This window comes from Actinotalea alkalitolerans (genome assembly GCF_023369855.1).
Classification (GTDB): domain Bacteria; phylum Actinomycetota; class Actinomycetes; order Actinomycetales; family Cellulomonadaceae; genus Actinotalea.
Map to the genome: position 1 here is coordinate 33,955 of NZ_JAMBPP010000019.1, position 25,751 is coordinate 59,705.

General features: G+C 69.7%; 24 protein-coding genes, 1 tRNA gene and 1 pseudogene. 15 read left to right on the forward strand and 11 right to left on the reverse strand.

The features are described from left to right. Positions 1 to 21: 21 nt before the first annotated feature. Complete coding sequence (locus M1R94_RS18235; RefSeq protein ID WP_249383159.1) at positions 22 to 408, forward strand: protein NO VEIN domain-containing protein; 387 nt, start codon at positions 22 to 24, stop codon at positions 406 to 408. A 191-nt stretch (positions 409 to 599) separates the two neighbouring features. Here the strand turns inward: M1R94_RS18235 and M1R94_RS18240 are convergent, their stop codons facing one another. Further along, positions 600 to 752 carry a hypothetical protein gene (locus M1R94_RS18240; RefSeq protein WP_249383160.1) on the reverse strand — a complete coding sequence of 51 codons (153 nt, stop codon included), beginning with the start codon at positions 750 to 752 and terminating at the stop codon, positions 600 to 602. A gap of 238 nt (positions 753 to 990) precedes the next feature. Here M1R94_RS18240 and M1R94_RS18245 point away from each other — a divergent pair, with 238 nt between their 5' ends. The 8 genes from M1R94_RS18245 to M1R94_RS18280 all read left to right on the forward strand — a co-directional run bounded on the left by M1R94_RS18245 (position 991) and on the right by M1R94_RS18280 (position 7,080). Continuing rightward, positions 991 to 1,902: a hypothetical protein gene (locus M1R94_RS18245; RefSeq protein WP_249383161.1), complete on the forward strand. Its 912-nt coding sequence runs from the start codon at positions 991 to 993 to the stop codon at positions 1,900 to 1,902. A 235-nt stretch (positions 1,903 to 2,137) separates the two neighbouring features. Then, complete coding sequence (locus tag M1R94_RS18250; protein ID WP_249383162.1) at positions 2,138 to 2,518, forward strand: hypothetical protein; 381 nt, start codon at positions 2,138 to 2,140, stop codon at positions 2,516 to 2,518. Between the two features lie 14 nt (positions 2,519 to 2,532). Then, complete coding sequence (locus M1R94_RS18255) at positions 2,533 to 3,924, forward strand: hypothetical protein (RefSeq protein ID WP_249383163.1); 1,392 nt, start codon at positions 2,533 to 2,535, stop codon at positions 3,922 to 3,924. Beyond that, positions 3,912 to 4,427, forward strand: coding sequence for a hypothetical protein (locus tag M1R94_RS18260; protein ID WP_249383164.1), 516 nt, complete (start codon positions 3,912 to 3,914; stop codon positions 4,425 to 4,427). The genes M1R94_RS18255 and M1R94_RS18260 overlap by 13 nt, the downstream gene beginning before the upstream one ends. Positions 4,428 to 4,497: 70 nt before the next feature. Next, complete coding sequence (locus M1R94_RS18265; RefSeq protein WP_249383165.1) at positions 4,498 to 5,358, forward strand: bifunctional DNA primase/polymerase; 861 nt, start codon at positions 4,498 to 4,500, stop codon at positions 5,356 to 5,358. A 41-nt stretch (positions 5,359 to 5,399) separates the two neighbouring features. After that, entirely contained in the window at positions 5,400 to 5,639 is a 240-nt protein-coding gene (locus M1R94_RS18270) for a helix-turn-helix transcriptional regulator (RefSeq protein ID WP_249383166.1), read from the forward strand. Between the two features lie 14 nt (positions 5,640 to 5,653). Then, a complete protein-coding gene (locus M1R94_RS18275; RefSeq protein WP_249383167.1) occupies positions 5,654 to 6,760 on the forward strand; it encodes a tyrosine-type recombinase/integrase in 1,107 nt (368 codons plus the stop codon). Between the two features lie 26 nt (positions 6,761 to 6,786). Next, positions 6,787 to 7,080, forward strand: coding sequence for a helix-turn-helix domain-containing protein (locus M1R94_RS18280; protein WP_249383168.1), 294 nt, complete (start codon positions 6,787 to 6,789; stop codon positions 7,078 to 7,080). Between the two features lie 335 nt (positions 7,081 to 7,415). Here M1R94_RS18280 and M1R94_RS18285 read toward each other — a convergent pair whose 3' ends face one another. The 4 genes and pseudogenes from M1R94_RS18285 to M1R94_RS18300 form a co-directional block, all read right to left on the reverse strand. Continuing rightward, positions 7,416 to 7,712 carry a hypothetical protein gene (locus M1R94_RS18285; protein WP_249383169.1) on the reverse strand — a complete coding sequence of 99 codons (297 nt, stop codon included), beginning with the start codon at positions 7,710 to 7,712 and terminating at the stop codon, positions 7,416 to 7,418. A gap of 345 nt (positions 7,713 to 8,057) precedes the next feature. Beyond that, on the reverse strand, positions 8,058 to 8,390 hold the full coding sequence (locus M1R94_RS18290; RefSeq protein WP_249383170.1) for a hypothetical protein: 333 nt from the start codon (positions 8,388 to 8,390) through the stop codon (positions 8,058 to 8,060). Between the two features lie 95 nt (positions 8,391 to 8,485). Then, on the reverse strand, positions 8,486 to 8,695 hold the full coding sequence (locus M1R94_RS18295) for a hypothetical protein (RefSeq protein ID WP_249383171.1): 210 nt from the start codon (positions 8,693 to 8,695) through the stop codon (positions 8,486 to 8,488). A 217-nt stretch (positions 8,696 to 8,912) separates the two neighbouring features. Next, positions 8,913 to 9,587 (reverse strand): annotated as a pseudogene (locus M1R94_RS18300) (IS1634 family transposase); the annotation flags it as partial. Positions 9,588 to 9,662: 75 nt separating this feature from the next. On the opposite strand from M1R94_RS18300, the gene M1R94_RS18305 reads away from it, so the two are divergent. Then, positions 9,663 to 10,319: a hypothetical protein gene (locus tag M1R94_RS18305; RefSeq protein ID WP_249383172.1), complete on the forward strand. Its 657-nt coding sequence runs from the start codon at positions 9,663 to 9,665 to the stop codon at positions 10,317 to 10,319. After that, positions 10,316 to 10,513 carry a hypothetical protein gene (locus M1R94_RS18310; protein ID WP_249383173.1) on the forward strand — a complete coding sequence of 66 codons (198 nt, stop codon included), beginning with the start codon at positions 10,316 to 10,318 and terminating at the stop codon, positions 10,511 to 10,513. The genes M1R94_RS18305 and M1R94_RS18310 overlap by 4 nt, the downstream gene beginning before the upstream one ends. A gap of 410 nt (positions 10,514 to 10,923) precedes the next feature. On the opposite strand, the gene M1R94_RS18315 is transcribed toward M1R94_RS18310, so the two are convergent. Next, positions 10,924 to 12,102 carry a PDDEXK-like family protein gene (locus tag M1R94_RS18315; protein WP_249383174.1) on the reverse strand — a complete coding sequence of 393 codons (1,179 nt, stop codon included), beginning with the start codon at positions 12,100 to 12,102 and terminating at the stop codon, positions 10,924 to 10,926. Positions 12,103 to 12,640: 538 nt separating this feature from the next. Further along, entirely contained in the window at positions 12,641 to 13,306 is a 666-nt protein-coding gene (locus M1R94_RS18320) for a hypothetical protein (RefSeq protein WP_249383175.1), read from the reverse strand. Between the two features lie 435 nt (positions 13,307 to 13,741). Here M1R94_RS18320 and M1R94_RS18325 point away from each other — a divergent pair, with 435 nt between their 5' ends. Continuing rightward, entirely contained in the window at positions 13,742 to 15,349 is a 1,608-nt protein-coding gene (locus tag M1R94_RS18325; RefSeq protein WP_249383176.1) for a CFI-box-CTERM domain-containing protein, read from the forward strand. A 224-nt stretch (positions 15,350 to 15,573) separates the two neighbouring features. Here M1R94_RS18325 and M1R94_RS18330 read toward each other — a convergent pair. The 3 genes from M1R94_RS18330 to M1R94_RS18340 form a co-directional block, all read right to left on the reverse strand. Then, a tRNA-Lys gene (locus M1R94_RS18330) sits at positions 15,574 to 15,646 on the reverse strand. A gap of 505 nt (positions 15,647 to 16,151) precedes the next feature. Next, positions 16,152 to 16,775 (reverse strand): hypothetical protein, encoded by a 624-nt coding sequence (locus M1R94_RS18335; protein ID WP_249383177.1) that lies wholly within the window; start codon positions 16,773 to 16,775, stop codon positions 16,152 to 16,154. 20 nt (positions 16,776 to 16,795) lie between these two features. Next, a complete protein-coding gene (locus tag M1R94_RS18340; RefSeq protein ID WP_249383178.1) occupies positions 16,796 to 17,503 on the reverse strand; it encodes a hypothetical protein in 708 nt (235 codons plus the stop codon). Positions 17,504 to 17,825: 322 nt separating this feature from the next. Here M1R94_RS18340 and M1R94_RS18345 point away from each other — a divergent pair, with 322 nt between their 5' ends. Then, positions 17,826 to 20,489, forward strand: a complete 2,664-nt coding sequence (locus M1R94_RS18345) for a fibronectin type III domain-containing protein (RefSeq protein WP_249383179.1) — start codon at positions 17,826 to 17,828, stop codon at positions 20,487 to 20,489. A 211-nt stretch (positions 20,490 to 20,700) separates the two neighbouring features. On the opposite strand, the gene M1R94_RS18350 is transcribed toward M1R94_RS18345, so the two are convergent. Continuing rightward, positions 20,701 to 24,348: a right-handed parallel beta-helix repeat-containing protein gene (locus M1R94_RS18350; protein ID WP_249383180.1), complete on the reverse strand. Its 3,648-nt coding sequence runs from the start codon at positions 24,346 to 24,348 to the stop codon at positions 20,701 to 20,703. A 243-nt stretch (positions 24,349 to 24,591) separates the two neighbouring features. On the opposite strand from M1R94_RS18350, the gene M1R94_RS18355 reads away from it, so the two are divergent. Then, a complete protein-coding gene (locus M1R94_RS18355) occupies positions 24,592 to 25,287 on the forward strand; it encodes an SDR family NAD(P)-dependent oxidoreductase (protein WP_249383181.1) in 696 nt (231 codons plus the stop codon). A 29-nt stretch (positions 25,288 to 25,316) separates the two neighbouring features. Further along, on the forward strand, positions 25,317 to 25,739 hold the full coding sequence (locus M1R94_RS18360) for an HNH endonuclease (RefSeq protein ID WP_249383182.1): 423 nt from the start codon (positions 25,317 to 25,319) through the stop codon (positions 25,737 to 25,739). The last annotated feature ends 12 nt before the right edge of the window (positions 25,740 to 25,751 follow it).

Consider the following 25,751-nt stretch of genomic DNA (forward strand, 5'->3'; position numbering starts at 1 on the left):
GGCGCTCCGCGTCAGGGCTGGATGAGCGACCCGGTGCGGCGCAAGAAGGTCGAGGATGCAGCTCAGGCCCTCCTGATGAAGCGCTACGAAGAAGATGGTTGGACTGTGGAAGACACGCGATACGGCAACTCCTTCGACGCGAAGGCCACCAAGGGCGGTGCAGTGATCTACCTCGAAGCTAAGGGAACAGTGACGGCTGGGCAGTCCGTCATCGTGACCCGCGGCGAGGTTGAGTGGGCTCTCGGCCACCCGGGCGAATGCGTCATGGGTGTGCTGTCGGACATCGGCTTCACGGAGGAAGGCGAGGTTGACTCGACCAGTGGCACCTTCGGCCTCTACCGGTGGGAGCCGCGCGACGACGATCTTGATCCGCGCGCCTACGACTGGACGCCGCCAGAGGCGATGTAGCCCCGAGTGTCGCCGGTGACGAGCGTCGTCCTGGTGCATTGGTGGCCCGCAACCGAACGGATCTCAGCCGATCTGCCGCGTCGGCAGCACCGCGAGGCCGGCCGCGAAGACGCGGCGTGACGGGTCGGGGCTCGATCCGTGCGCCACGTCACCTTCGAAGGCACACCCCCTGCCCCGGACGCGGTCCCGGTCTATCGCCTTCGATCGATCGTCGGGTTCGGCAGGCCTGTGCGCGGCTCGGGTGCCAGGTTCGCGCGCTCGAGCGCATTGAGGATGGCGTCCATCTCCTCGTCGTCCTCAGCCCCGTAGACGTTGAGGTCACCCTGGTCGTATCGCCCTGGCATGGTGATGACGGTACTGCCCGTCCGCCGCTCGTTGGTAGTCCGTTTCCACGCACTCCTGCCAGAGCGGAGGCACCGGTTGCGGCCCACCGGATGGTCGGGGCGACTCAGTTGGAGCGGCGTCGCAGAGCGGGCCACACGGTGTAGACACACCGCACAGCGCCGGCGCGCTGCGGCCGCGCATCGCCCACCGTCGTGGGAACGGGTCAGGTGCGTGCGCTCCTCGGCGTAACGTGCCGCCATGAGCGAACTGCCAGCCGCGGCGGTCGGCGGCCGCGGCGACGAGGCCCGAGTGGTCGCCGCGTTCTGTGCCTGGCTAGCAGGGGAGGGCTGGACCTCCATCCGCACCGAGGTGGAGTTCTGCGACGTGGTCGCCCAGCGCGACGGACAGATCCTCTACGCCGAAGCCAAGGGCCACACCTCCGAGCCGGGCACCGACTCCGACGTGCTGTACGGCCAGCTACTGCGCCGGATGCCGCTCCTGGACGACCCCACCGCGCGGTTCGCGGTCGTGGTCCCCACCCCGGTAGTCCGTCACGTGCTGCGGGTGCCAGCGCGACTACGCGCGGTGCTGCACATCGACGTCTACGTCGTCGACGACATCGGCGGTGTCGAGCTGGTCGAGGACTCCGTGAGCCCGGAGCCAGCGCGGCGAGGGTGGTCCGTTGAGCAGCTGACGGGCCAGGGCTTCTGCGGGTGGGTCACGTTCGCCGACCTGCCTGCCGCTGCTATCCCCGATGTCGCCGGCGTGTACTTGGTCGCTCATCCCGTACCGGAGACGGTCGAGTTCCTGGCCTCGACCAGCGCGGCGTTCCGCGGCGGCCGGGACCCAGTCGTGCCGGTGGAGCGGCTCCGAGAGCGGTGGGTGGCCGGTACGCCGGTGCTGTACATCGGCAAGGCCGCCGGCCGGGAGGGCCTGCGGCAGCGTCTGCTCGAGTACAGGCGTCACGGCCTCGACAACCGGGCCGGCCACTGGGGCGGGCGCTACATTTGGCAGCTCGCGGACCCGGGACAGCTGCTCGTGGCGTGGCGACCCGCTGCCTCGGGGCGGGACGCCGAGGACGTCGAGTCCGAACTGCTCGCCGACTTCGTTGCTGACCACGGGAGGCTGCCGTTCGCGAACCTAAAGAAGGGCCGCGCACCAAGTTCGTGATCCGACCGCTGATCTGGCTATGCCCCGTTTTCCCATTCGCCGGTGCATCTCGACACTGACGGCTGTCGGCTGCTCGCAAAGACAGCGGCTTCGACCCGTCTGGTCACCAAGCATGACCGCGTGTCCCAACATCACCGGGCAGTTGCCCGGCTGAGCACCGCCACCCCGCCGCCCCTCGCACCCCGTGCGCACCCTTCGCCCTCCCTTCTACGACCACCCGTAGAAGGAGCCCATCGTGGACAGCGTCGTGCCGCTCTTCCCGGAGCTCGGGCCGCAGCCGGAGGCCGGCCCTGACCCGATCCCGACGATCCGAGGCGTCTTGACCGTCGCGCTCGAGCGTTGCCCCGCGATGTCGGAGGCCGCCCTCGAGCTCTGCGCCGCGTGGGAGCTGCTCGACGAGCTCTCGCCCGGAACGGGCCTCGTCGAGAAGGAGATGCCCTCGGTCTTCCCTGCTGGGGTCGTGGTGGCGCACGCGCGCCGCCTCGTGCGCGATGCGATCTTCTGCGTGCAGCCGCTCAGCCTGGCGTTCGTGCTCGGTGACGCACTGCGACACCTCGAGGCGGCCTCTCTGATCCTGGCCGGTGAGGAGTTCAGCGACGGCCCGACATGGGTCTGATCTACGCCCGCCACATGGATCGCGCATTGCGGTTCGCGACGCTCGCCGTCGCCGGGACTTCGACGCCCGACCGCCCTACGGTGGCCGAACTCCAGGACGACCTCGCAGCGCTGCTCGGTGAGATGGTCGAGGCGATCAGCGGCGTTCGCGCCGCTCCTCAGCGTGCGCACGAGGTCCGGGAGCTGGCCCGCCACCCGGTGCTGCTCCTGCGCAACGGCCTTGCGGCGCTGCCGCGCCTCGCTGCCCCTGCTCAGCCGCCATCGACCCGGTGGGGCCTGCGGCCGGACGAGCGTGTGCGGGTCGACGACGCGAAGTCGATCTGGAAGGGCCTCGTGGTCTGCGTCGCGGTCGCCAAGGAGGGTCTGCAGCAGCAGGCCGTGCACCTGTCCGACGGCGAGCGATGGGTCGCCTTGGGGGAGGTCGCGTCCCTGGCGGAGGTGCTGGCCGTGTCGCGCGGCGACGTGCTCGGTGGCCTGGGTCTGCCGCGCGACGCGGTTGACCGGGGCCGACAAGCGGCCGCCACGCTGGCCATCGAGGCTCGCGAAGTCGCCCGGCTCGCGGCCGACGGCGAGACCGTCGACGGCGACGGGTGGATGCCACCACGGCCCGGGAGTCGCGTGATGCCCGTGCGCGCGGTGGCCGACGTGCCGGCCGCGACCGCGAACCTTGCCCGGTTGCTCGCGCGCGGGGATGCCTCGACGACCGACCTGCTCGCGGTGACTCGGGTGCTCGCCCAGACGAGCCGGGCGTCCGCATCGGCGTTGCGCGCGGTGGCCGGCACGGCCATGGGTCGGGAGATGACCGTGGATCCGGGCCGTACGTCCGAGATGTTCGGTGCCCACGCCGACGCCCTCGCCCGTGCCGTCACCGGAGAGCGCGCGAACCTGGCCGGCCTGACGCCCAGCTCGCCGTGGGTCCTTGCTCAGGGGCGCGAGCTCGGCGCGGCCGGGCTCCCGCGACTGCGTGAGCTCGCCGCTCACCCGAACCGCGCAGCTGCGGCGATGCCGCACCTGCTTGGCTACGCCGACGCGCTCCCCGCGGTGAGCTGTGCGCTGCGCGACGCCGTCGGGCGTCTGACCACGACGCACGCCGTTGCCGTGCGCGACCGGTCCGACGACGCCCCCTACCCCTGGCGGCCCGCGCACCACCTCGACCTGGTCCCCTTCCTCGCACACCTGGACACGGCCGCCGAGGCCTGTCGTCGGCGGGGCGCACGGTCGGCGCAGGCAGCGACGCGCGACGCGTGCGTGCGACGGACCGACACGCCGACCGAGGCGCTGAACCGGGCGCTCGTCCAGCGCCAGGCCGACTTGCGTCCGGCCACCCCCTCCCACGCCGCCCTGACCGCGCAGTTCGACCTGCCGCGGGCTTCAGGCCGGGCGATCGGTGCGCCGTGGACGGCGTAGCCGACGCACTCGACGGCGCCGACGAGTTCCTCCCTCTGGGGGAGGGCGTCGACCCGGACGAGGAGGCGGAGGCCATCGTCGCCCGCGTGCTCGGCGGTCGGCCGCGACCGGTCGCCTGGCACACGCTCGCCGCCGAGGGCGCCGCCCGCGCCTGGGTGGAGCTCGACGAGTGGGTGCGCCGCCTGGTCGGCCGGTACTGCCTGGACCACCGCGAGGTCCCGCCGTGCTGGTTCGCGCACGGCCACCTCGTTGAGGAGCTCTCCGCGCTGCGGACCGCCCACCTGGCGTGCTTCGACCCCGCCGGGACACCGCTGGCGCCGGTCGAGTGGCACCAGGTGCTGGCCGTGACGCGCTCAAGGCTTCAGCTCTGGGCGTCCAGGACGGGCTGCCGGGCAGGTGAGCATCGCCCCGATGCCCCACCGCCCTGGGCGTCGGCGACGCTTCCCGCCGACTACGCGCGTGCCTTTGCTGCGCACGTCGAGGCAGATCTCGATGCCCGATGACCACGGCCGTGCGACGGTGCGCACCGGTTGCCCTCCCTGTGGTGAACGACCCCGACCTGGGAGGCACACGATGAGCGAGCAGCCACCACTGGCTACCACCGTCGACCTGCGCGCCCGCGCACTGGCCTACGCCGCCGCCGGGGTGCCCGTGTTCCCGTGCGTGCAGGGCGGCAAGGTCCCGCTGACCACCAACGGCTTCCTCGACGCCACGACCGACGTCGACCGCGTGCGGGCGTGGTGGACCCAGCACCCGCAGGCGAACTGCGCCACCCCGACCGGCGCACCCGGCACCGACGTGCTGGACATCGACGTCCGCGCCGACGGTGACGGATGGGGCGTCTACCGCCGGGCCCGGGAGGCCGGGCTGCTCGACGGCTGGATCCGCGCCGTGCAGACGCCGTCGGGCGGACTGCACCTGCACTACCCGGGGACCGACCAGCGCAACGGCAGCCTGCGCGGGATGCACGTCGACTTCCGCGGTAACGGCGGATACGTGCTGCTGCCGCCCTCGCTCGGCCAGACCAAGGCGTACTCGCGGCGGTACGAGACTCACCGGACCCGGCCCGGCCCCGGCCGGCCGCTCGACTGGCCCGCCGTCGTCGAGCTCCTCGCCCCGGCCCCCGCCGCCGACCGCGCCAGCGGTGTCGCGCGCCCGCGAGGTGGCAACGATCCAACGGCCCCTCTGGCCGCGCACGTCGCCCGGCAACCCGAGGGCAACCGCGACAACGCCCTCTTCTGGGCGGCCTGCCGCGCCGCCGAAGCAGGCGTCCGGGACTTTGAACCGCTCGTGGCCGCAGCGGTCACCGCGGGCCTCACCGAACGCGAGGCCGCCAGGACCGTCCTCAGCGCCCAACGCACGATCGGCGGCAGGGCCGCCCCGGCGATGGGTGTAGTCGGGCCCACACCCATCGCCCCGTCTCACGCCAGGTAGCCCCGAGGAGTCTCACGCCAGGTAGCCCCGAGGAGCTCGCGATGTCTCACGTGCGCACCAAGGCGGCGTCGTCGAACGCCGTCGGCCCACCCACGGTCGAGCGGCTGTGGACCATCGGGGAGGTCTCTGCCTTCCTGGGGATCCCGATCGCCACGCTTCACCAGTGGCGGTACCTCGGCACCGGCCCAGACGCCTACCGCGTGGGCAAGCACCTTCGCTACAGCCCGATCGCCGTCCAGGCGTGGTTGGAACGTGAGTGCCGACGTGAGGCGAGTGCCTGACCGTGGCCGGGAACGTGAAGAAGCGTCCGGACGGGATGTGGCGTGCCCGGTACCGCGACGCCACCGGCAGAGAGCGAGCACGCCACTTCGCGCGCAAGGCCGACGCCGAACGCTGGCTCGCCGCGCAGGCGACCTCGATCGCACGGGGCGACTGGGTCGACCCCGCCAAGGCGCGCGTGACCGTCGAGGAGTGGTCGAAGGTCTGGTTGGCGACGAAGGCGCACCTGCGACCGCGCACCCAAGAGAAGTACGAGAGCGCCCTTCGCGTCTGGGTCGTCCCGAGATGGGGGCGCGTTGCGCTCGCCGACATTACCCACGCCGACCTCGTGCGATGGATTGCCGAGATCCACACCGGGCGGAGCCCGGCTCACACGAGGCACACGCTCATCGTGATGTCGCAGATGCTCAAGCTCGCCGTGCGGGACGGGCGCCTCGCCCGGAACGTCGCAGACGGCGTCGCGAAGCCCCGGCTCACCCGCCCGGTCCCGCGCTTCCTCACCAACGAGCAGGTCGCCCGGCTGGCCGGCGAGATGCCCGAGCCGTACGACCTGATGGTCGTCCTGCTGGCCTTCACCGGCTTGCGCTTCGGCGAGGCTGCCGGGCTCCAAGTGGGCGACGTCGACCTCGCTCGCGGACGCGTGACCGTCAACTGGAGCGTCACCGAGCTCGCGCGAGGCGGGCTGCACCGCGACGCCCCGAAGACCCACCGTCGCCGAGCCGTCCCCATCCCCGCCTTCCTCGTCGCCCGCCTACGCGCGTACGTGAAGGGCAAGCCCGACGACGCTCCATTGTTCACGGCGAGCAAGGGCGGCCCGCTGAGGAACTCCAACTTCCGGCACTACTTCTTCGACCCGGCCGTGCAGCGTGCCGGCCTCGCACCGCTGACGCCGCACAACCTCCGGGACACGGCCGCGAGCCTGGCAGTCGCCTCCGGAGCGAACGTCAAGGCCGTCCAGCGGATGCTCGGGCACGCGTCTGCGTCGATGACGCTCGACGTCTACTCAGGACTCTTCGACGCCGAGCTCGACGACGTCGCGGTGCGGATGAACGCGGCCGCGACTGAGGCCTTGGGGGAGTGGGGCAAGAGCGATGGGCGCGTCACGGAGGCGGATACCGGGTGAGTTCATCGAGACGAGGGGATACCCCGATGGCCAAGTCGACTCCCATTCGCGTGACGTCGGTCAACACCGAGCAGACTCGCCGACGCGTGCGCGAGGTCGAGCAGCCGATCATCAACATCACGCTGCAGCCCGACGAGCGTCGCGTTTTCAGCGTCGTGGAAGCGGCCGCGATCTTGGGAATCGGCCGCAGCAAGCTCTACGAGTTCATCAGTTCCGGCGAGATCCGCTCGATCCGCATCGGCCGGCTGCGCAAGATCCCCGTCGCCGCGATCGACGAATTCCTCGAGTCACGTGAGGCGACTCCGCGACCGCCTAGCTAGCGACGGCCCCATGTTCGCAACCGACACGTTCTCGCCTCGAGCACGGCAGGCGCGTCGCCACTACGTCGAGGAGTCGGTCGCCTGGATCCCCGCCACTGACCTCGACGGCAACCCTCCTCAAGGTGTGGAGGTCAACCACTGCTCTGGGCAGTCTGCGCTGCGGGTGGACGTCTCACGGCGGGTCCCGGCGGGAGAGCTCGCCTGCTTCAGGCTCGATTCGACGCCGATGGAGGGCGACTGGTCCGACGAGGCGACCGCCGAGGACGCGGAGGCAGTCTGGTACTCGGTGGTCCGGAAACAAGGCGTTGTGGGCGACCGGTCCGACGAAGGTCCGGCTAGCAGTTGTCGCAGATGCCTGTGCCGGGCAGCTCGTATCCGCAGGTGGGGCAGACCGGACGCTCGCGCTCGGCACGTGCCGACCCACCACCCCCTCCAGGGGCGTACCCGGGCAGGGAGGTGAGATCGCCGTCGATCCAGACGTAGGTCTTGCCGATGTAGACGGCGCGCGTGCCGTCCTTGCCCAGGGCGATGTACGAACGGGAGTACGGGATCCAGATGCGATCCACGGCTATATGCGCGACGAGGTCGCGCACAGTGGCCCGGGCCTCCACGGGCATTGCGAACGACTCCATCGCCCTGTCCAGGTCTTCGAACAGAGTGCGACCCAGGCCTGCGAGCTCGGATGCGCACTCGGCGCACAGCACTCGAGCCTCCGCATCCTTCGCCGTGGCCTCCGACACCTCGCTGGACGTAGTGAGGTGCGAGCACCCTCGGATGTGGAGCTTGCCGCCGCTGGGGGTGCAGAGCAGGGCCTCACCCGCGCGTGCCGCCAGCACCATGGGGTCCGTCACTTCTGCTGTCATGATCCCTCTCAGTTCGGGTTTGAGCTTCTCCGCTTTGATCTTGCCGTGCGCGTAGGGCTCGCACTGGACGCCCGCGACTCGGTCTGGCCATCGCGGCGAGCCACGAGACAGGAGTCATACGATCTCGGTGCTGGGAGCCTCCCCGGGTTCGATACGCGACCAGAACCCCGCCGTGATGCCCAGGCTCTCGATCCACGCCCGTTCCCCTCGGCGCAGGATCGCGTCACCCGCGTCCTCCAGGAGGGATAGCAGGTCGTCGCCGTCGGCCGCATCGAGGGCGGCGCGCACGGTCGGTACGTCGGCCGACGCGACCCGGATGGCGTACTCGTACTCGCTGGCTCCCGGGTACCCACCCAGGTCTTGCCCCTGGATGAGCAGAGCCCCGTCAGTGGTCATGGTCGCCCAGACGTGCAGGGCGCCCCGGTCACGAAGCGTCACGGTGCGCATCTGGTCCTCTCCTCGGGCCGGGTGGTCAGAGTCTCGCACCAGCAGGTGTCATCTGGCCGACGGCGGCGCGCAGCGTGCCGACGACGTCGACGGCTTTACGCAGCGAGGTCGAGGTTGGGGTTCTCGACCGGGTCGGGCTTGTCGACCAGCCAGACCTGGACGTGGTTGCCTGGCTCGATGCGGGTCGGGCGCATCCGGCCCACCTGGCACAGGGAGAGCACCGCGCCGACGCCCTCGGGCAGCTCGTCAAGGACACCAGCGTTCCCCAGGGTCACTCCCGGGTCGTGCTGCTGGACTGCGCCCACCTCGGCACGCCGAGCCTGAGTTGGGTCAGCTTTGCGCGTTCCGCGGGACGGCAGGGCCGTGACCTGGGGTGATGGCCTGGTTTAGTGCGCGACTAAGGCACTAATTCGGGTCGATCCACGGCCGTGCAGATCGCTGAGTCGATCGACGGGCGCCGACGGATAGTGCGGCATGTCGGCTCGGCGCGACACGAGGCCGAGCTCGGGCTGCTGCTCGCCCACCTGGCGGGTTCGTGAGAGCGTCGAGGATGGTCTGCTGGTGGTCGTTGATCGCGGGTGGGTAGGTGCGGATGGCGCCGTTGATCTCGATGGTCGCTGAGCGCAGCGGGGCAGTTCGCGCAGGACCTTGCGGATCGAGTGGTCGGTGCGGTCCTGGATGGTCCGGGAGAGGGCCAGTGCGGTGAACACGATCGTGAGGTGAGCTTCGATCGCGTCGCGGGTGCGGGCGAAGATGGGTCTGGCCTGCAGGTCTGTCTTGGACATCCGGAAGGACTGCTCGACGTGCCACAGGTCGTGGTAGCTGGAGATCACCGCGCCGGCGCTCATGAGGGTGGCGGGGACGTTGGTGACGTAGCCCTTGAGCCCCGCGACCCGCCGGGCGCGGGCCAGTGCGCTCTGGTCCAGGGTCTTGGCGCCGGCGGTGGTCTTGACGAACCTGGGCGTCCGGGCGGCCTTCTGGCCCTCGAGCACGGCGCGGGCACGGGCTTCTTGGGCGTTCAGGGTGTGGTTGTCCCGGGCGAACCGCTTGCCGGAGTAGGCCCAGATGGCCCACCACGAGCGCGGATGCGCCACGGGCGTCCAGACCGGTTCGGCTCGCTGGTTCGGGTCGTTCTCGGGGAGGGCGCGTCGGTGCTTGGGGGCGTGTCGTGTCGATGATCTGCCCGTCGGTGAACACCTGAGGTGGGTCAAGGTGGAGCGCTCTGCTGCCGACAGTTCCCACGACCCCACCGAACCAAAGGAGGTGTTCCCCTTGAGGAACACGACCACGTACCTGACCGGAGCCCTCCTCGGTGCGCTCCTGCTCACGGGATGCGCCAGCACCCCGGCCGGCGAGCAGGAGGCGGCGCCCGCATCCCCTGGCGCGCAGGAGACCGACCCGGCGACCGAGACCCCCACGGTGGAGGCGACACCCACGGAGTCGGCCATCCCCGCACCGGGTGAGCGGGTCAGCGAACAGAAGCGAGCCGTCGCCGCGTACCAGGCCGGGTTCGGGTACTACCAGTGGCCGGACATGACGTACACGATCATCGACCCCGCCGCGCCGCTCCCAGATGAAGTCCTCGCCGACATCATGGCCCTGCTACCCACCGTCAAGCACGAGCCTCCGCAGCCTCCCCCGCCGGGCCGGACGGGCTGGGCATGGGACCTCGAAGACCGAAAGCACAGCATCCGCAAGACCCTCGTGTTCGTCGCCGTCGGCAGCAGCTGGGGCCTCAACAACGAGCTGCTGCACTGGGGATGGACCCACGCTGGCAGCAACGACCCCGCCTTCGCATTGCCGATCGTGAACAACCAGCCCGTGTTCTACGACACCCACGACCAGGCCCTGGCCCGCGCGCAGGAGATCATCGCCTCCCAGCCCAACCCCGGCCTGTACGAACTCTTCGACCTCGGCGCCGCTTCATGAGCACCAGCCAGAACCTCACCGCAGCGGCCATCACCCTCGCGCTCGGACTCACCCTCACGGGTCTTGACACCCCGGCCGGCACCGCGCCGGCCGTCGAGGCACCTGCACCGGTCGAGACCGCCGCCCCACCCGCGATCAACGACCACCAGCAGGCACTCCTCGAGGCCATCACGAACCCCACTGCAAGGCACTAGCAGATTGACCCAACTCAGGTGGACTGCGCCCACCTCGGCACGCCGAGGTGGGCGCAGTCCACGCGGTCGACGAGCGGCCATGCGCCCGTTCCCGCCGGAGCGGCCGGTGCGTTGGTCAAGCCGGGTTGCCGCCTCGGTCGCGGCGGCGGCGGTGTGGTGCCCGCCGCGGGCCACGTCGCCGAGCACGGCCCGGGTCTGGTCACCGACGTCGGTGGCGATCGGCACGACGGACGGGCGGGGTAAGGGCCATTGAGCGGGCAGCTCTTCGTCGAGCCCCTACCAGTCCGGGATCAGTAACCGGTAGTCGGTCCGGGTCGGTGGGTAGGGATGGAGCCGCCAAACCGCCCGCAATTGGACCGGGCAGAGCCCCGTCGGCTGCACCGGGTAGAGGGGATGGGCGAACGACGCCGTCAGTTCGCCTTGACTACCGCGAGGACACCGTCGCGCAAGCGCACGTCGTCACCGCCCAGGCCCGCCAGGACTTCGTCGAGCCCGACGGCAGTCTGGACGATCTGGTCGATGCCGTCGTAGTCCGCGGCCTTTCGGGTGACGAAGACCTTTGCATAGTCCGGATCGGCCAGCGGCACAGGGGCGCGTCCGTTCTCCACGACGGCAGTAGGTCCGAACTCAAGGTAGACGGCTGGCGCCGAGTCCGAGCGGCCGAGCGTTATGCACCACTCCCACTGCCCAACGAATCTGGCTTGAACCGAAGCAATATGTCCGTTCTGTAGAGCGCTGTTGATCTGGTCCATCAGGATCTGCTCGGCAAAGCGCTTGAGGGCTCTCTTCGCCTCGGCGAGTGTCCCACGTCCCTCATCGAATTGTCGCCTGGCGTGCTGCGCCAGCAGGTCGGCGAACTCTTGTGCGGCTACCTCCTGCGGCCGGTGTCCGTAGCGCGCCGATTCTCCGGTCTCGCACATCGTCCTGATGAACGTGATCCGATCTTCGATGTTCATAGCCGTGGGCCCTTCCAAGAAGTGGTGGAACATTTCATTAATGAAGAAGAGTTGTTGTGGATGCTCACATCGCCAAGCTGTGTTGTCAGCGATGTGCGCACTCAGCCCCGCTAGCAACTCGGCATAGGTCAATACGACGGCTCGCTCCCAGCCTCGCTTCTGCCGATGGTTCTCGTGCCTTGCGCACAGCAGCACGACGGCGCTTTGCTTGCCGCCCTGGGCGCCAAACGCAAGGTACCCCTCATAGTCGTGGCCGTGGCCGTCCGATGACTCGAAGTTCTCCACGACGACACTGGCTCGATCGCTGGCGAGCACGATGTCAGCAATGTCTCGACCGCGCGGATCGGGCCCTGAGGTGTCTACCTCCTGGACCACCCGATAACCGCAAACTGGCACTTGGCGTCCAGCGGGAAGGTATCGATTCACGTGCTCCACGAAAAGTATTTGGAATGCATCTCCGAGCCCATGTGTACCATCCACCCGCAGAAGCCAAGCGAACACGTTGGACAGCTGCTTTTCGTGGGTGCCATGGTGCATGACCCGGAACACGTTGAATTGCTCAGCCAGGCTTCTCGACAGCGAGGGCACCAAGGCCGTGACCATCTGGTCGAGCGAGCTCGGAGTCGTTGGCATGGCCCGAGCGTATGGGGCTCTGCGCGGTTCGTGGCGAAGGGGGTCGGGTCGCGTCGTTGAGACGTGGGCGGCTCGTGGGCCCGCTGGGATGGGTGTTGTCGAACCTGAACGTCCGAGCAAGGAGTGGGCCTCGGCCGTCAAGGAGCACCTGCACCCACTCCTGGCGACCACGTCCCTGACAGGGCCGCCGATGCGGTGCACAACCTGCGCGCCGTCGCCACAGTCGCCGACCTGCCCGAGACCGACCGGCTCGTCGCGAGCCCCCCTGTGGGCTCTCAGCGTGTCTTGCTTGGCGTGGGGGTAAGGGACACGCCGTAAACCACTCAGCGCTACCGTCGTCGAACTCGATGCAGTAGGCGGGGTACAGCTTCGTGCCGAAACCCCGCTCGTACTCGGTGCTGATGTCGGGTCCCGACGCTGTGGAACGACAACGTGTCGACCTTGACGCGGAACCCGACTTGAAGCCGAGCCGGGCGAGCCACTGCTCCGATGCCGATCATCGCGGCGGCAACTCCAAGTCGACCGCGCCGCCCCACAATCAGGCGCGCCTTCCGCGCTCGTGGCTCCAAATTCGATGGTCCAACAGGGTGGCCGGCACCCGCAGGATGCGCGCTGCCTCCTCGACCGCGCGCGAGGCGCGTTGCGGTTGGGAGCGCTCACCGACTGCCCGTGACACGAATCTCACGATCCACGTGTCGCCCTTGACGCCGTCCGCGCCCGTGAGCATCCCCAGATACGCCCATGAGGCAGGTCCCAGGCCCGCCACGCTCAGCCACGCAGCCTTCGGAGCGACTGCCGCCGATGCGATGAGCTCCGTGCGGAGATCCGCGGCGGTGAAGACGCCAGCCTCGAGGAGAGCCCTCGCCCCGTTGGTGACGGCGCTGGCTTTGAGCTCTCTCGTGCCTGGGGCAAGCCCGCGATTTCGGAAGAGAAGCGCGCTTGCGCCTTCGGCACCGCCGGCTGCTTCGATCGCGGTCAGGAGTTCGGCCGCGCCGTCCGTGTCGGCAAGCCCGCCCTGCGCCACGCGCGCCTCGCGGTACGTCGCAACGACGTTCTCGACCGCTGAGTATCGCGACCGCAGCGAGAAGACCGAGTCGATCACGCACAGCGCCAGGGAGTCCGGGTAGCCCCGCGGGCGCTTCCAGTCGTCCTGAGGCCCAAGCTCGCGCTTCACGGCCTCGACAACGAGCTCGGCATCCGTCATCGGCCCGCTCCCTCCCAGACTGAATGTGCCTCGGATGCTAGCGGTGTGCGGTGACAGGGAACCCGCTACCAGCAATCGAGCCGGGCTGGCGGTGGTCAGGTGCTCGTGCAGGAAGCGGGCAGGGTCCAGACTGGGTCCAGCGGTCATCGCGGGTCCTTCTCTCGAGTCGACTTGGTAGGTCTCTCGAAGAATCACGCGGTGACTGCCTACACGTCTACGACGACGCCCCGATCAGAGCCGGGCTCGCACACCACTCTGCGGGACGCCACTTACCGCAGCGCCGCCGACGACTGCCCCATGCCCGGACCTCGCCACAAGTCCATGAAGGAATATCCGTGCGCCGAGTAGTGGCTGACCACCCTCGTTGTGCGACACAATGCACGAACGCACGTCGTGTGACTCAAGCGACTGCACGTCGAGGCGAAGGGTACGCGGATGGTCAGCAAGTTCAGCGCACACGTCGCGGACCGACTCGCGGCTGGACCGGGGCCCATCAAGTTCGACCACGCCAGCCAGAGGGATTGGCTTTGGACGAGCGAAGTCCTCGCTGGCCTCCTGCTGGGTGCGATCCCCCCGGAGGAGATGGACCGCATCCTTAAAGGGGTCGAGGCGGGCGAGCGCTCGGGCGACCCAAGGGCAATCCGGCAGATGCGAATTCTAAACTATTCAATGGCCGGGGATACACCAGCGTTCGCGGCAATGATGAGCATGACAAGTCCGCTTGCCAAAGAGGCCGCGTATGGCGAGATCCCAGATCTCATCGCCGACTCTCAGATGGTGATCAAGAACCTATGGGCAAGCGCAGACAGTGAACGTCGCGTCGAATTAGTCGAGATGCTTACCATGAAATGCGTCGAGGGGAGCAAGCTCGCCGGCGCTCTTCTTACCCTTTCACGCCCAGAATTGTGGTCGGACTCCGGGCTCTGGAATCAGTTGCGAGCTTCTCCGATGGCTCCGGTGACGCAGGCCGTTCTTCCCCCGAGTGGTGTGTTGCCAGGCGTTGATTCGCGCAGTCTGGACAGTTTTCCGGCTACAAAGATTCCCGCACTTCTCGAAGAGTTCATCTCCGAACTTCCTTCTCTCCGGTCGTCCTCGGATTCCTATCCCACTGAGTGGGAAGATGCCGTGCGAGAGGCCGTCCATCTCAAGAGATCCGGGGACTATGAGGCATCCGTGGCAGCGTACGTCCGCCTGGCTCGCGAGGCAGGCACGGCGCACTTGCAGATCCTGCGTGGGCTCTTCAAGAGCACGGCCAGCGCCGGATACTTGGCTCATGCCCTGAGACTAGGTGTGGCAGGAAAGAGCGCCTTCTCGTCGTTTGACAGGGAGGCGATGGGGCGGTGGGCCGCGTCCGGACTGCAGGACCCTGACGCGGGTCGCGAGGTGATGCAGTCCCTCTCATATGACAAGTTTTCGCAGCAGGAAGCCATCGACGACGACATCAATGACTTGTTGATCGCGACGAGCTTGCCAACGCGCCTCGCCACACACCTAGCAATGATCTCCGGCAACGTCACCCATTTCGCGTCACGTGAGTACGACACCATGCTCGAGGAACTCGGCGCAGTGGTCGCGCAGCACGCGGCGGCACTGGACGCTGACGTGGTCGCCAAGTTCCGTGAGAACCGAAACACATTGGAGGGCCTCCGGTCGGCCACGACCGTCGCCCTGGCGCAGATGCTTGGCTCCCACGCGCCGACTCCGGCAGGTGGTGCAGCAGTCCAGAGGGGGCCAGGCCGGACGCCTCATGCGGCGGCGGCGCGCCCCGTGCGGCGGCCACCAGCAAGTCCGGCGCCCCAGAAGGGAGGCGGGTGCTATATCGCCACGGCTGTCTACGGATCATACGATGCGCCACCAGTGTTGACTTTGCGTCGCTTCCGGGATGAGCGACTGCTGACGCACGCGCCGGGCCGCGTGATCACCAGGGTCTACTATGCCGTGAGCCCGGTTCTCTCCACGCACTTCAGTCAAGGCAAGCCGCTGAGTCGACAAGCGAAGAAGGTGCTGGACCGGATCGTGCGAAGGCTTGAGCGGAGTCGATAGCGGAGCCGCCTCCCGACCCGGGATGGCGCGCGAGCTCCGTCTCGAGCCGCGTAGGCTACCCTCCGCGTTCGCACGGTCGGCGGTCGTCAACTCCTGGAGCGTCAACCGGCCAACGGTGCGGAGTTCGAATGCGGACCAGATGCGGACTAGCGCTCGTCCGGGCCCGCCCCACACGCCTCCTCCCAGAGTCCCCCGCAAGCCGCTCACCTGCACAAACACCCCAGTGGGCCCCGTGGGGCTCGAACCCACAACCTACGGATTAAAAGTCCGCAGCTCTACCGATTGAGCTAGAGGCCCGGGCGCGGAGGGGGTTTACTCGCGGAACCCTCACGGCAGCACCCGTGTCGTTCACCGCGGCGGTGGCCTGCCCCAGGTGGCGACGACATCGAACCTACCCCTCGACGGGCGGTGCCTCATCCAGTCGCCGGCCGGGACCGTCGGTGATCCGGGCCCACCTGACAGCAGGGGCACTCGGAGTGGACAAGGAGAGCGACATGGCCACGTCGGGCCGACGACGGTGTCAACGCCGCGGGCTCCCGGCCGTGGTCGGGGCGGGCGTGCTCGCCGGCCCTGACCGTCCTCGCGGGCGGAACTTCCCCTGGATCACCTGACCTGACGCTGGAGCACGCGGACGGCCTGGAGCTCGTCGGGTTCCAGGTGGTCCACGTGGACGAGGGCAGGGTCGGCGGTGGGTATGACGCGCCTGACGAACCTGAGACGAGCGCGCCGGCCGACAGCAGGGTCGTCCTGGAGCTGGGCAGCCAGGTGGCTGACGGCTCCCTCGTCGGACCCCTGCCGGACGTCATGGGGCTGGGATCAGATGGAAGGTAGCTGTCGCCTGCTCGTAGTTCACCGTGTACGTCACGCCGTTCGTGAGGTCGATCGTGCCGCTTCCAGCCGCGGTCGCCTGCTGGTAGACCCCGAAGGCGTCGAGGAAGCCGTAGGTGCCCTCGAACCGATAGTCGTGGGGACCCGGAACGGCTCTGAAGATGATCGGGCCACCGGGCGTCGTCTGGTCGGCCGTCCAGGAGACGGCCGTCTCCTCGTCGAGGAACAACGTGAGGGTCTCGTCCACCTGCCCGAGCGTGGGGCGGACGCCGACCAGGAGTGTGAAGTCACTCATCTGCTCCTCTGCGGGATCGGCGGTGGGTTGCGGCTGCGGCACGGGTTCGGTTCGTGGCTCGGACGTCGGGGTGGGCCAGTCGCCGTTCGGAGGCGCCGCCGCCGACACGTCGATCAGGTAGGCGGCGAGGGCGAGGACGAACGCGACCCCACTGGCCGCGACGAGCGCAACGCGCGGCAAGGGGCCGACCTTTCCCGTGACCTTGAGACCAAACGTGCCCCCGGTGGCCTCGGTGTCATGACCGACGAGGCCCGTGAGGAGCAGGAACGCAGCAACCACGAGGAGGGCGACAGCGAAGGTCACGACAACCCCTCTCGCGCGTCTCAGCTGGTCGGATCGCTCCGGACAGGGTCGAGGAGCCCGAGCCGTCGCAGCTGCTCCTGCGACTCGCGGCGCACGTCGGCGCTGGCGGCGTCCCAGAACCGGTTGCTGATCGGCGTCATCGCTGCCACCAGCCCCTTGTACGTGTCGCGGATCCCGTCGGCATAGGCGTCGTCGATGCACACGTAGCCCTCGTCCACGGGCTGCCGGGTGTGGTGCTCGAGGTCACGCGTGATCTTCGTGTGGAGCTCGTCGAACCCGTTCCGCTGCTCTGTCAGGGCCTTGATCCGTGCCGATGTCCACGACTGGAGGGCGGTGACGAGCGCGGCAAGAACGGCCACGGTGCCGACGAGCGCCTTCGCCAGGGTGGAGACGCGGTCGTTCTGGAGATTGGTGAACACGGCCGTCGCCGAGAGGGCACTCAGGAGGCCGGACGCGGCCCCCATCCACGGCACCCAGTGGTGCCAGCTCAGGGCTTTCGCCGTCGCCTTGCAGAACGTCCAGCTGTCGCGCCACACCGAGAGCACCGTGCACGGGATGGGCGCGATCGCCTTCGATGCCTGCGCGGCCGTGGTCCGGACGGCGGAGCCGGACGGCCTGTCCTCGACGACGGCGACCTTCGGCGCGAGGATCCCGACGGCTGGTTCGTCTGCGGGACCTGAGGTGCGAGGAACGTTGATGACCAGGATGTCGAGGGTTGAGTACCGCATGGTCATCACCTCCATGACAAGGCTACGCCGCGCCTCGCCGCCGCGCAGGCAGTCTGCCGAGCACCTCGGAGGGCGGCACGAGCGCCGGGCGGGGGCCTCGCAGGAGGTGGTCGAGCAGGCCGAGGATGCAGACGTGCGGGTCTTCGGCGTCGACGTGCCGTCCCGCTGGCACGGCTTCACCCCCCGAAGTCGCCCCGCACTCCGTTCCGGACAGTCACAATCAGGCACGACCCTGCTGCCGGCGACCAGCGCTGCGAGCGCCGCCCACAGCAGGACGCCAGCCTGCGGCGCACCCCGTGCCTCAGCGACGAGAGGACGACCTGTGCGTCGCACCATTCCCGCCCGGCGGGGCGCAGCCACCCTGACCCTGGCCGCGGTCCTGGCCGCCCTGCCAGGGGCCGCGCACGCCCAGGCCGACCTGTCACCCGAACCGTCCAGCCCGTTCGTGGTTCTGGCTGCCTCGGGTGCGGGTCCGGCCGTTGCCGCCGAGCTCGACGCGTTGGGTGCCACTCCCGAGGAGTCCTTCCAGGACGTGATCGAGGGCTTCTCCGTGGACCTGACCGACGCCCAGGCTCAGGCGCTGTCGGCCTCGACGAGTGTCGTCGACATCTCTCCTGAGGAGCTGTTCTGGCCCACCGAGGAGCAGATGATCACACCCGGGTACACGCATCGGACCTCCCTGTGGAACCTGGACCGCATCGACCAGGCTGCTCTGCCCCTGGACGGGTACTACACCTACCCCAACAACGCCGGGCAGGGGGTGCCGATCTACATCGTCGACACCGGCGTGGGCCCTCATCATCAGATCAACGGGTACCTGGCTCCGGGGTTCACCTCGATCACCGACGGGCTCGGCACCGCCGACTGCCACGGGCACGGGACGCACGTGGCTGGGACCGCCTCGGGAACCTGGTATGCAGTGGCAAAGCAGGCGCCCCTGGTCCCGGTGCGCGTCCTGCCCTGCGAGGGTCCAGGTACCAGCACGTCCGTCCTCGCGGGCTTGGACTGGATCGCAGCCACCCACCCGGCGGGGACTCCTGGGGTGGTGAACATGTCCCTGGGTGGGCCCAGCAGCCCGAGCCTCAACCAGGCCGTCGCAGGGCTGATCGCCAAGGGCCTGACCGTGGTCGCTGCGGCCGGCAACGATGCTGGCGACGCATGCGAGCTGTCCCCGGCCTCTGCACCTGATGCTCTGACCGTGGCTGCTTCCGACGTGACCGACAGCCGTGCGGACTTCTCGAACACCGGACCGTGCGTGGACCTGTTCGCCCCGGGGGTGGAGGTCCGCTCCGCCAACGTGGGCGCGGTCAACATCGTGATGTCCGGGACCTCCATGGCCGCGCCGCACGTCGCCGGAGCAGCCGCCCTCTACCTCTCCCACTACCCGACGGCGACACCCGCTCAGGTATCCACCGCCATCATGGGCGCGACCCAGCCGGTGATCATCGACCCAGGGCCATCCACCACCAACCGCCTGCTGAACACCCGGGTGCTCCACACCCCCGAGCCGCCCACCGGCGTGCGAAGCGCAGGAGCAACGCCCACGAGCCTGACCCTGACCTGGGACGCTCCTGTGACCGGCACCTCCGCGGTCTCCTACCAGGTGAGCTACACCGGTCCTGACATGGCCCGCAAGACGCTGGTCGCCACCACCTCCACCAGTCAGGTCCTGGCGAACCTCGCACCGCTGACCAGCTACGCCGTGAGCGTGGTCAGCATCAACGAGTTCGGCACGAGTGCCCCGAGCACCCCGGCGACCCTTCAGACTGCGCACCCACCCGTGCCTCCCAGCGTCCCGCAAGGTCTGACCGCCCAGGCTGTCACCGGGAGGAGTGCGCAGGTTCTCTGGTCGGCCCCTGCGACAGCTCTGACCCCCGTGACCGCGTACCAGGTGCAGACCTCGACCAACGGGACGACGTGGACGACCCGGCCCGGTGTCCCCGCCGACGGCACTTCCGCGCAGCTCGCCACTCTGGCACCTGCCACGAGGTACCACGTGCGGGTCCGGGCCGTGGCGGGTGACCTGCCCGGTCCATGGACGCCGACGCTGACCTTCACGACGCTCGACGTCGTGGGTGCCCCGCAGGAGCTGAAGGTGACCGCGACCACCAGCACCAGCACCACCCTCACGTGGCGTGCTCCGGCAGACCCACCGGCGCCGCTGACCGGTTACGTCGTCGAGCGATGGGCCGAGGCTGCTCGGGGCGACGCCGCCACCTGGGTCACCGTGGCCCGACCGTCCGCGACCACCACTCGCGTGACCTTGACCGGGCTGGAGCGCGACCGGTCCTACCGGCTCCGGGTCGCCGCGGTGACCGCCACCGGGCTGGGCGACTGGTCCGCCTCGGTCTCGGTGACCACCGTGAGCCGGACCGGGCAGTACGTCACGGCCGTGTACCTGTCCCTGTTCAACCGCCCGGTGGACCCGGTCGGACGGGCGACATGGACCCAGAAGCTGGACTCCGGGACACCCCGGATGGCGGTCGCCGACGCCATCACCTCGAGCGAGGAGTACCGCAGCACCCTGATCCGCCAGTCCTACAGGGCCTACCTCGGGAGGGCACCGGACCCCGTGGGTCTGCGCAACTGGTTGACGCACATGAACCGCGGCATGACCATCCAGGAGATGGAAGGCGGGTTCGTCGCCTCGCCCGAGTACTACGCGCGTGCGGGCGGTACACGCAGCGGATGGGTTGCCACCCTCTACCGTGACGTGCTGGGTCGTTCGGCCTCACCTGCGGAGGTTGACCGCTGGGTCGCCCAGCTGTCCCGCGGGACCTCCCGCGAGCAGGTCGCCCGCGGCTTCCTGCTGTCCGCCGAGCACCTCTCCAGCGTCCTGGACGGCCACTACCGGCACCTGCTCGGGCGCGGTCTCGACCCCACCGGGAAGGCCAGCTGGGTCAGCGCCATCCAGCGGGGGACTCGCATCGAGGTCGTCATCGGCGGGATCATCGCGAGCAACGAGTACTACTCGAAGAACACCTGAACGACCGCCGGAGGCGTGATCACGCACCTCACGACCCCACCGCACCTCTCGACGCCACCCCGTCCGTCTCGCAGGCCCACGTCGCGATCTCGACGCGGTTCCGGGCGCCGAGCCTGCGCATGGGGCTCGGGAGGTGGGGATGACGGTCTGAGGCCGGCGGCCCGGTGAGCACCCAGCTCACCGGGCCGCCCCGACCTCCTGCTGCTGATGCTCAGCAGACCTTCTGGTGATGGACCGACCCACCCGCGTGCGGGGGCTTGCCGGGCTGACCTGCGTGCGGGGGCTTGCCGGGCTGACCTGCGTGCGGGGGCTTGCCGGGCTGACCCGCGTGCGGGGGCTTGCCGGCCCACGGGGGCTTGCCCGCCCACGGGGGCTTGCCTGGCCCGGTGGGCTCACCCGCGACCGGCGGGAGCAGGGTGATCGACGTCGGGTCCGGGTTCGCCTCGAGTCGGGCCCCGGTGTCCGCCGGTGCCTGGCTCGTCAGCTCGAGAAGCCCGTGCATCGCGACGCTGCCGTCAGCGGCGATCGTGGGCCGGACGTCGGTGTCGAGGCTGGCGAACCAGTCGTCCTGAACATGGACCCCCTCGCTGTTGCGGCTGGAGTCCCGGTCCCCGCCCCCCGCGTAGGTGAGGTAGTTCGACGGGTCGGTCCGGAGGGTGTCCTCCTGGCCGCGCAGAACGATCTGGTCGGCCTGCTGGGCCACGTAGGAGAGCACGCCGGTCGCCTCGTAGTCGGTCACCGCGGCACTCGTCGTCAGCTGCAGGTTGTTTCCGGCCGCTGAGGCGTCGACCAACCCGCTGCGGTAGGCGGTCACGTCGACCACCCGGACGTCGGGCCCGGAGTTGGACGTGATGCCCTTGGCGTAGTTGTCGAACGCCACGGAGTTGCGCAGCAGGTGCTTGCCGGGCATGTTCTCGCCGCCCAGCTTGAAGCCGTTGCCCTCGCCGACGAGCGTGCGGTCGACGTCGGCCTCGAGCCACCCGTTGCGGTAGGCCACGGAGTCCTCGACGACCACGGCGCCGATGGGCCCCTCGGTGGACTTGGCGTACAGGTCCCACCCGTCGTCGATGTTGTGGAAGGCGATGCAGTACCGGAACACGTTGCCGTCCCCGACGGTCAGCTTGGCCGCGAAGCCGTCGGCGTCGTTGGCCAGGGGGTCGGCGTTGTTGTGGGCCACGCTCGAGAGCACCAGGTTGTGCGAGGGCCACATCTCGAACGGCTCGGTCGCGCTGCCCGAGATCTGCACACCGGTGTCCCCGTTGTGGTGGGACTCGATGCGCTCGATCACGTTGTGGTGGCCCTGGATGAGCAGCGGCTTCTGGTAGCCGCGGCCCCGGGTGATCTCCAGGTCGTGCAGGTGCCAGTGGTCGCCGCGCAGGTGGATGCCACCCGAGACGGATTCCGAGAGGTCGATCGTGGCGCGGCCGCCGGGCTCGGACATCAGGGTGATCGGGTCCTCGACGGTCCCGTTGCTGCCCCGGCCGATGACCACGGCGCGGTCCGGGAGGTAGGTGCCCCCACGGAGCACGACCTGCTGGCCCGGCTGGGCGAACGCGACACCCGTGTGCAGGTCCAGCGGTCGCTCGGGGGTCCCGTCGCCGTCGGACGCGCCGTCGGGTGCGACGTGGATCGCCTGGCCCGGGGCGCCGTAGCGCTGCACCGTGACCGTGACCGGGACGGTGAACGGCGAGTACGAGCCCAGGTCCTCGTACTCGCCGAGCTGGGTCTGCTCCTCGCGCGGTGCCGGCGTCAGCTCCGCGACGAGCGCGTTGGTGCCGTCCACCAGCGGGGCGGTCACCACGGCGGGCTGGCCCGGGGTGAGCGAGGCCGTACCGACGACGTCGCCGCTGCCGTCACGCATCACGGCCTGGCCGTGGACGTTCGAGACCAGTGGCACGTCGAGGGACGTGTGCGGGGTGGTGCGGGTGATGTCGGAGACCAGCGACGGGGTGACGTAGGTGATCGGCCGTTCGAGCGGCTCCTCGTCGTCGTCCGGGTGGATGGTCGTGAACGTGATGTCGCGTGCCGTCACGACGATGTTGCGTGCCGCGAAGACGCCAACGTAGAGCGCGTCCGGGTCCTGACGCTCCACGAGGTCCCGCTCGTAGTGGATGACCTCCTGCACCTCGCCGTCGCGTACCCAGGTGGAGTGGTAGCCGGTGTTGGACCGGCGCAGGGTGTACTCGTAGACGTCCCCGTCCACGAACGTGGGCGGGTTGAGGTTGGAGCCCTCGGTCATGTCCGCCCGGTAGTCCCAGTCGAAGGGCTGGGACTGGTTCAGGTCACGGCCGGTGCTCGCGACCGTGGGCCCGGCGGTGTAGCCGTCCACGATCTTCCCGCCGGGGATGCCGTAGCGGAACTCCAGCCCGCCGTCGACCACCCGCTGGTACTTGGCGGTCATGGTGCCGGCCGAGTTGAAGTAGCGGGCCTCGCGGTCGCCCGGCACGAAGGTGTCCACCGCGATGAGACCGAACCCGGACTGGTTGTCCTTGCCGCTCGCGTCGTCGACCGTGAACGTCGCCGAGAGCGTGAAGTTCTCGGTCCCGGGGTCGATCTGCGTGTAGTGGTAGAGGAAGCCGTCCTCGGAGTCGGCGATCTTGCCGTTGTTGCCGCGCATGTCGAAGTGCAGCGAGCCGTCCTCGCCCTCGGTGAGCGTCCCGCCGCTGCTGACGCCTGCGTGCGCGGTGAGCCAGCGCTCGACCGCGTCGGAGACCGTCACCTCGAAGGGCGCCGAGGTGGTCGACTCGTCACCGCGGTGCGTGGCGACCTGCAGCTCGTAGGTCGTGCCCGGGACCAGGCCCACGACGTCGGCGCGGGTCGTGGTGGTGGACGGTCCGGCGACCCACTCCGAGGTGCCCACCGCCCGGTGCGCGACCTGGTAGCCCTCGGCCTCGGGGACCGCGGTCCACTCGGCCGTCACGGTGGCGAGGTCGCCGGAGACCGCCGTCGTCAGTGCCGTGTGGATCTCGGCGGTGGCCAGGGGGAGCGTGAAGGTCGGGGCCGGGACGCGGTCGGAGAGCCTGGCGGTGTCCTCACCGGTGCGGGTCAGCGCGACCTGCACCTCGTAGTCACCTGAGGCGACGGGTGTCAGGGTGATGCTCCCCGAGGTGCCGGGTGTCCCGGAGATGCTTGAGGTCACCACGTCACCGTGGGCGTCGAACAGCGTCGCGGTGGCGAGGTCGGCGCCCTCGAAGCCCACCACGCCGTCGTACGCCACGACGACGTCACCGCCCGAGGCCGTCACGTCGGTCACGACGGGGTCGGCGACGCCTTCCCACGAGGGCCGTTCGGGGGCCGCGCCCTCGGTGAGCTCGAGGTAGAAGATGTTGACGCCCGACGAGGGTGAGGCGACGTAGTAGGTACCGGCCTCGGGGACGGTCAGGGTCGCCACCGGGATGTCGGTCGGTGCGCCGTAGGCGGGCACACGGGACATCTCGGTGCCGTCCAGCGAGTACAGGGCCAGCGCCCGGTCGGCGCTCGCGCTCGCGCTCAGCGCGTAAACCGTCAGGGTGGCCTCGCTCTGGGTCGTGAGCAGCACGGAGCGGCGCTCGGCGGTGCCTGCGCCGTTGAGCTTGAGGCGCTGGGTGAACGACAGGCCGCCCCCGGTGCGGTTCTGGGCATCGACCTCGACCGGGGCCGTCTCGGTCGCGGTGACGATGAACCGGCCGACGGCGGTGTCGGCGCTGTAGACGCCGAGCTCCATCTGCGAGGCGTCCAGGACGTCGTGCTCCGAGGTGGTGGTGACCTCGTCGTGCTCGGTGGCGGTCGCGGCGGTCGCGCCCAGACCGGTGAGGGTCAGCGCGGCGGCGGCGAGTCCGGCGATCAGTGGTCGGATCCTGCTCGTGCGTGCGGTGGGCATAGGGCTCCCTGTGCTTCCCTGGGCCGGCGGCCAGCCTCGCGAGGTACGACGCTGTACTGGAGGACCTGCCGGCCACGAGAGCGCCGTGGTCCCGACCGGCGACGTCGCTGGATCGGGAAAGCGCTTTCTGCTTCGACCGTAGGTCGGGGTTCGTGTCGATGTCAAGAGATCGTCACGGCCCCGCCGATCGTGCGGATCTCGCCCGTCTCGCCCGTCCCGCCGACGCGTGCGAGGCTGAGTCGCATGACGGCACTGGACTCCGCTCACGTGCTCGTCGTGGGTGCGACTGGTGGTCTGGGCTCGGCGATCAGCCGTCATCTCGCGGGCCGCGGTGCCCGGCTCACGCTGAGCTCACGATCCCCGGACAGGCTCGACGCCCTCGCCGCCGACCTCGGGGACGCCGTGCTCGGTACGCACCCCGCCGACATCACCTTCCCCACCGCCCCCGCCGAGGTGGTGCGGGCGGCCGTCGAGCGCGGCCCGCTGGACGGCGTGATCTACGCGGCCGGGGTGGTCGCCTTCGGCCCGGTCGCCGAGCTCGACGACGACGTGCTCGACGCGCTGCTGCTGGTCAACCTGGTGGCCCCGCTGCGCCTGGCGCGCGCCGCAGTGCCCGTGCTGACCGCGGGCGGGTTCCTCGCGAACCTGAGCGCCGTCGTGGCCGAGCGCCCGACGGCGGGCATGGCCGCGTACTCGGCCGTCAAGGCGGGCCTGACCGCGTTCGACACCGCACTGGCCCACGAGCTGAGGCGGCAGAAGGTCCGTGTGCTCGACGTGCGGCCCCCGCACACCGAGACGGGCCTTGCGATGCGTCCCCTCGACGGCCGCGCACCGGCCCTCGGTGCGGGTCTGGCGCCCGAGGCGGTCGCCGAGCGCATCGTGCGGGCGATCGAGCAGGACGAGCGGGACCTCCCGGCGTCGGCGTTCACCTCGTCCTGACCGCACCGCCGGGGACCTACCCTTCGACCATGGCGGTCAACCGAAGCCGTCGGGCGCGCTACGCCCGACGTCGCAGCAAGCGGATGGCGGCCGTCGTGCACGACCTGAGCCCCGAGCAGTGGGACGCGCTCACGACCGCGTGGGGTGGCTGCGCGTACTGCGGCGCCGTGGGCGTGCCCCTGCAGCGCGACTGCGTGCAGCCGATCTCCCGCGGCGGCCGCTACACGCTCGAGAACATCGCCCCGGCGTGCGCGTCGTGCAACGCGAGCAAGTGCAACGACGAGGTCACCGCGTGGCTGCGGCGCAAGCGGCTCGACGAGCGGACGTTCCTCGAGCGGCACGTCCGGATCCAGTCGGAGCTGCGGGTGCGGTACGGCCTCGGGCCCGAGCCGGTGACGCTGCCGGGGGACGAGCCCGGACCGGATGGTCCGGGCTCGTCCCCGGTCTCCTGACGGCGCCGGCCG

What these genes read in the sequence shown, in the direction of transcription:
- M1R94_RS18235 (WP_249383159.1), top strand. Translation starts at nt 22, where the DNA reads ATGAGCGACCCGGTGCGGCGCAAGAAGGTCGAGGATGCAGCTCAGGCC.
- M1R94_RS18240 (WP_249383160.1), bottom strand. Translation starts at nt 752, where the DNA reads ATGCCAGGGCGATACGACCAGGGTGACCTCAACGTCTACGGGGCTGAG.
- M1R94_RS18245 (WP_249383161.1), top strand. Translation starts at nt 991, where the DNA reads ATGAGCGAACTGCCAGCCGCGGCGGTCGGCGGCCGCGGCGACGAGGCC.
- M1R94_RS18255 (WP_249383163.1), top strand. Translation starts at nt 2,533, where the DNA reads ATGGATCGCGCATTGCGGTTCGCGACGCTCGCCGTCGCCGGGACTTCG.
- M1R94_RS18265 (WP_249383165.1), top strand. Translation starts at nt 4,498, where the DNA reads ATGAGCGAGCAGCCACCACTGGCTACCACCGTCGACCTGCGCGCCCGC.
- M1R94_RS18270 (WP_249383166.1), top strand. Translation starts at nt 5,400, where the DNA reads ATGTCTCACGTGCGCACCAAGGCGGCGTCGTCGAACGCCGTCGGCCCA.
- M1R94_RS18280 (WP_249383168.1), top strand. Translation starts at nt 6,787, where the DNA reads ATGGCCAAGTCGACTCCCATTCGCGTGACGTCGGTCAACACCGAGCAG.
- M1R94_RS18285 (WP_249383169.1), bottom strand. Translation starts at nt 7,712, where the DNA reads ATGGAGTCGTTCGCAATGCCCGTGGAGGCCCGGGCCACTGTGCGCGAC.
- M1R94_RS18290 (WP_249383170.1), bottom strand. Translation starts at nt 8,390, where the DNA reads ATGCGCACCGTGACGCTTCGTGACCGGGGCGCCCTGCACGTCTGGGCG.
- M1R94_RS18310 (WP_249383173.1), top strand. Translation starts at nt 10,316, where the DNA reads ATGAGCACCAGCCAGAACCTCACCGCAGCGGCCATCACCCTCGCGCTC.
- M1R94_RS18315 (WP_249383174.1), bottom strand. Translation starts at nt 12,102, where the DNA reads ATGCCAACGACTCCGAGCTCGCTCGACCAGATGGTCACGGCCTTGGTG.
- M1R94_RS18320 (WP_249383175.1), bottom strand. Translation starts at nt 13,306, where the DNA reads ATGACGGATGCCGAGCTCGTTGTCGAGGCCGTGAAGCGCGAGCTTGGG.
- M1R94_RS18325 (WP_249383176.1), top strand. Translation starts at nt 13,742, where the DNA reads ATGGTCAGCAAGTTCAGCGCACACGTCGCGGACCGACTCGCGGCTGGA.
- M1R94_RS18340 (WP_249383178.1), bottom strand. Translation starts at nt 17,503, where the DNA reads ATGCGGTACTCAACCCTCGACATCCTGGTCATCAACGTTCCTCGCACC.
- M1R94_RS18350 (WP_249383180.1), bottom strand. Translation starts at nt 24,348, where the DNA reads ATGCCCACCGCACGCACGAGCAGGATCCGACCACTGATCGCCGGACTC.
- M1R94_RS18355 (WP_249383181.1), top strand. Translation starts at nt 24,592, where the DNA reads ATGACGGCACTGGACTCCGCTCACGTGCTCGTCGTGGGTGCGACTGGT.
- M1R94_RS18360 (WP_249383182.1), top strand. Translation starts at nt 25,317, where the DNA reads ATGGCGGTCAACCGAAGCCGTCGGGCGCGCTACGCCCGACGTCGCAGC.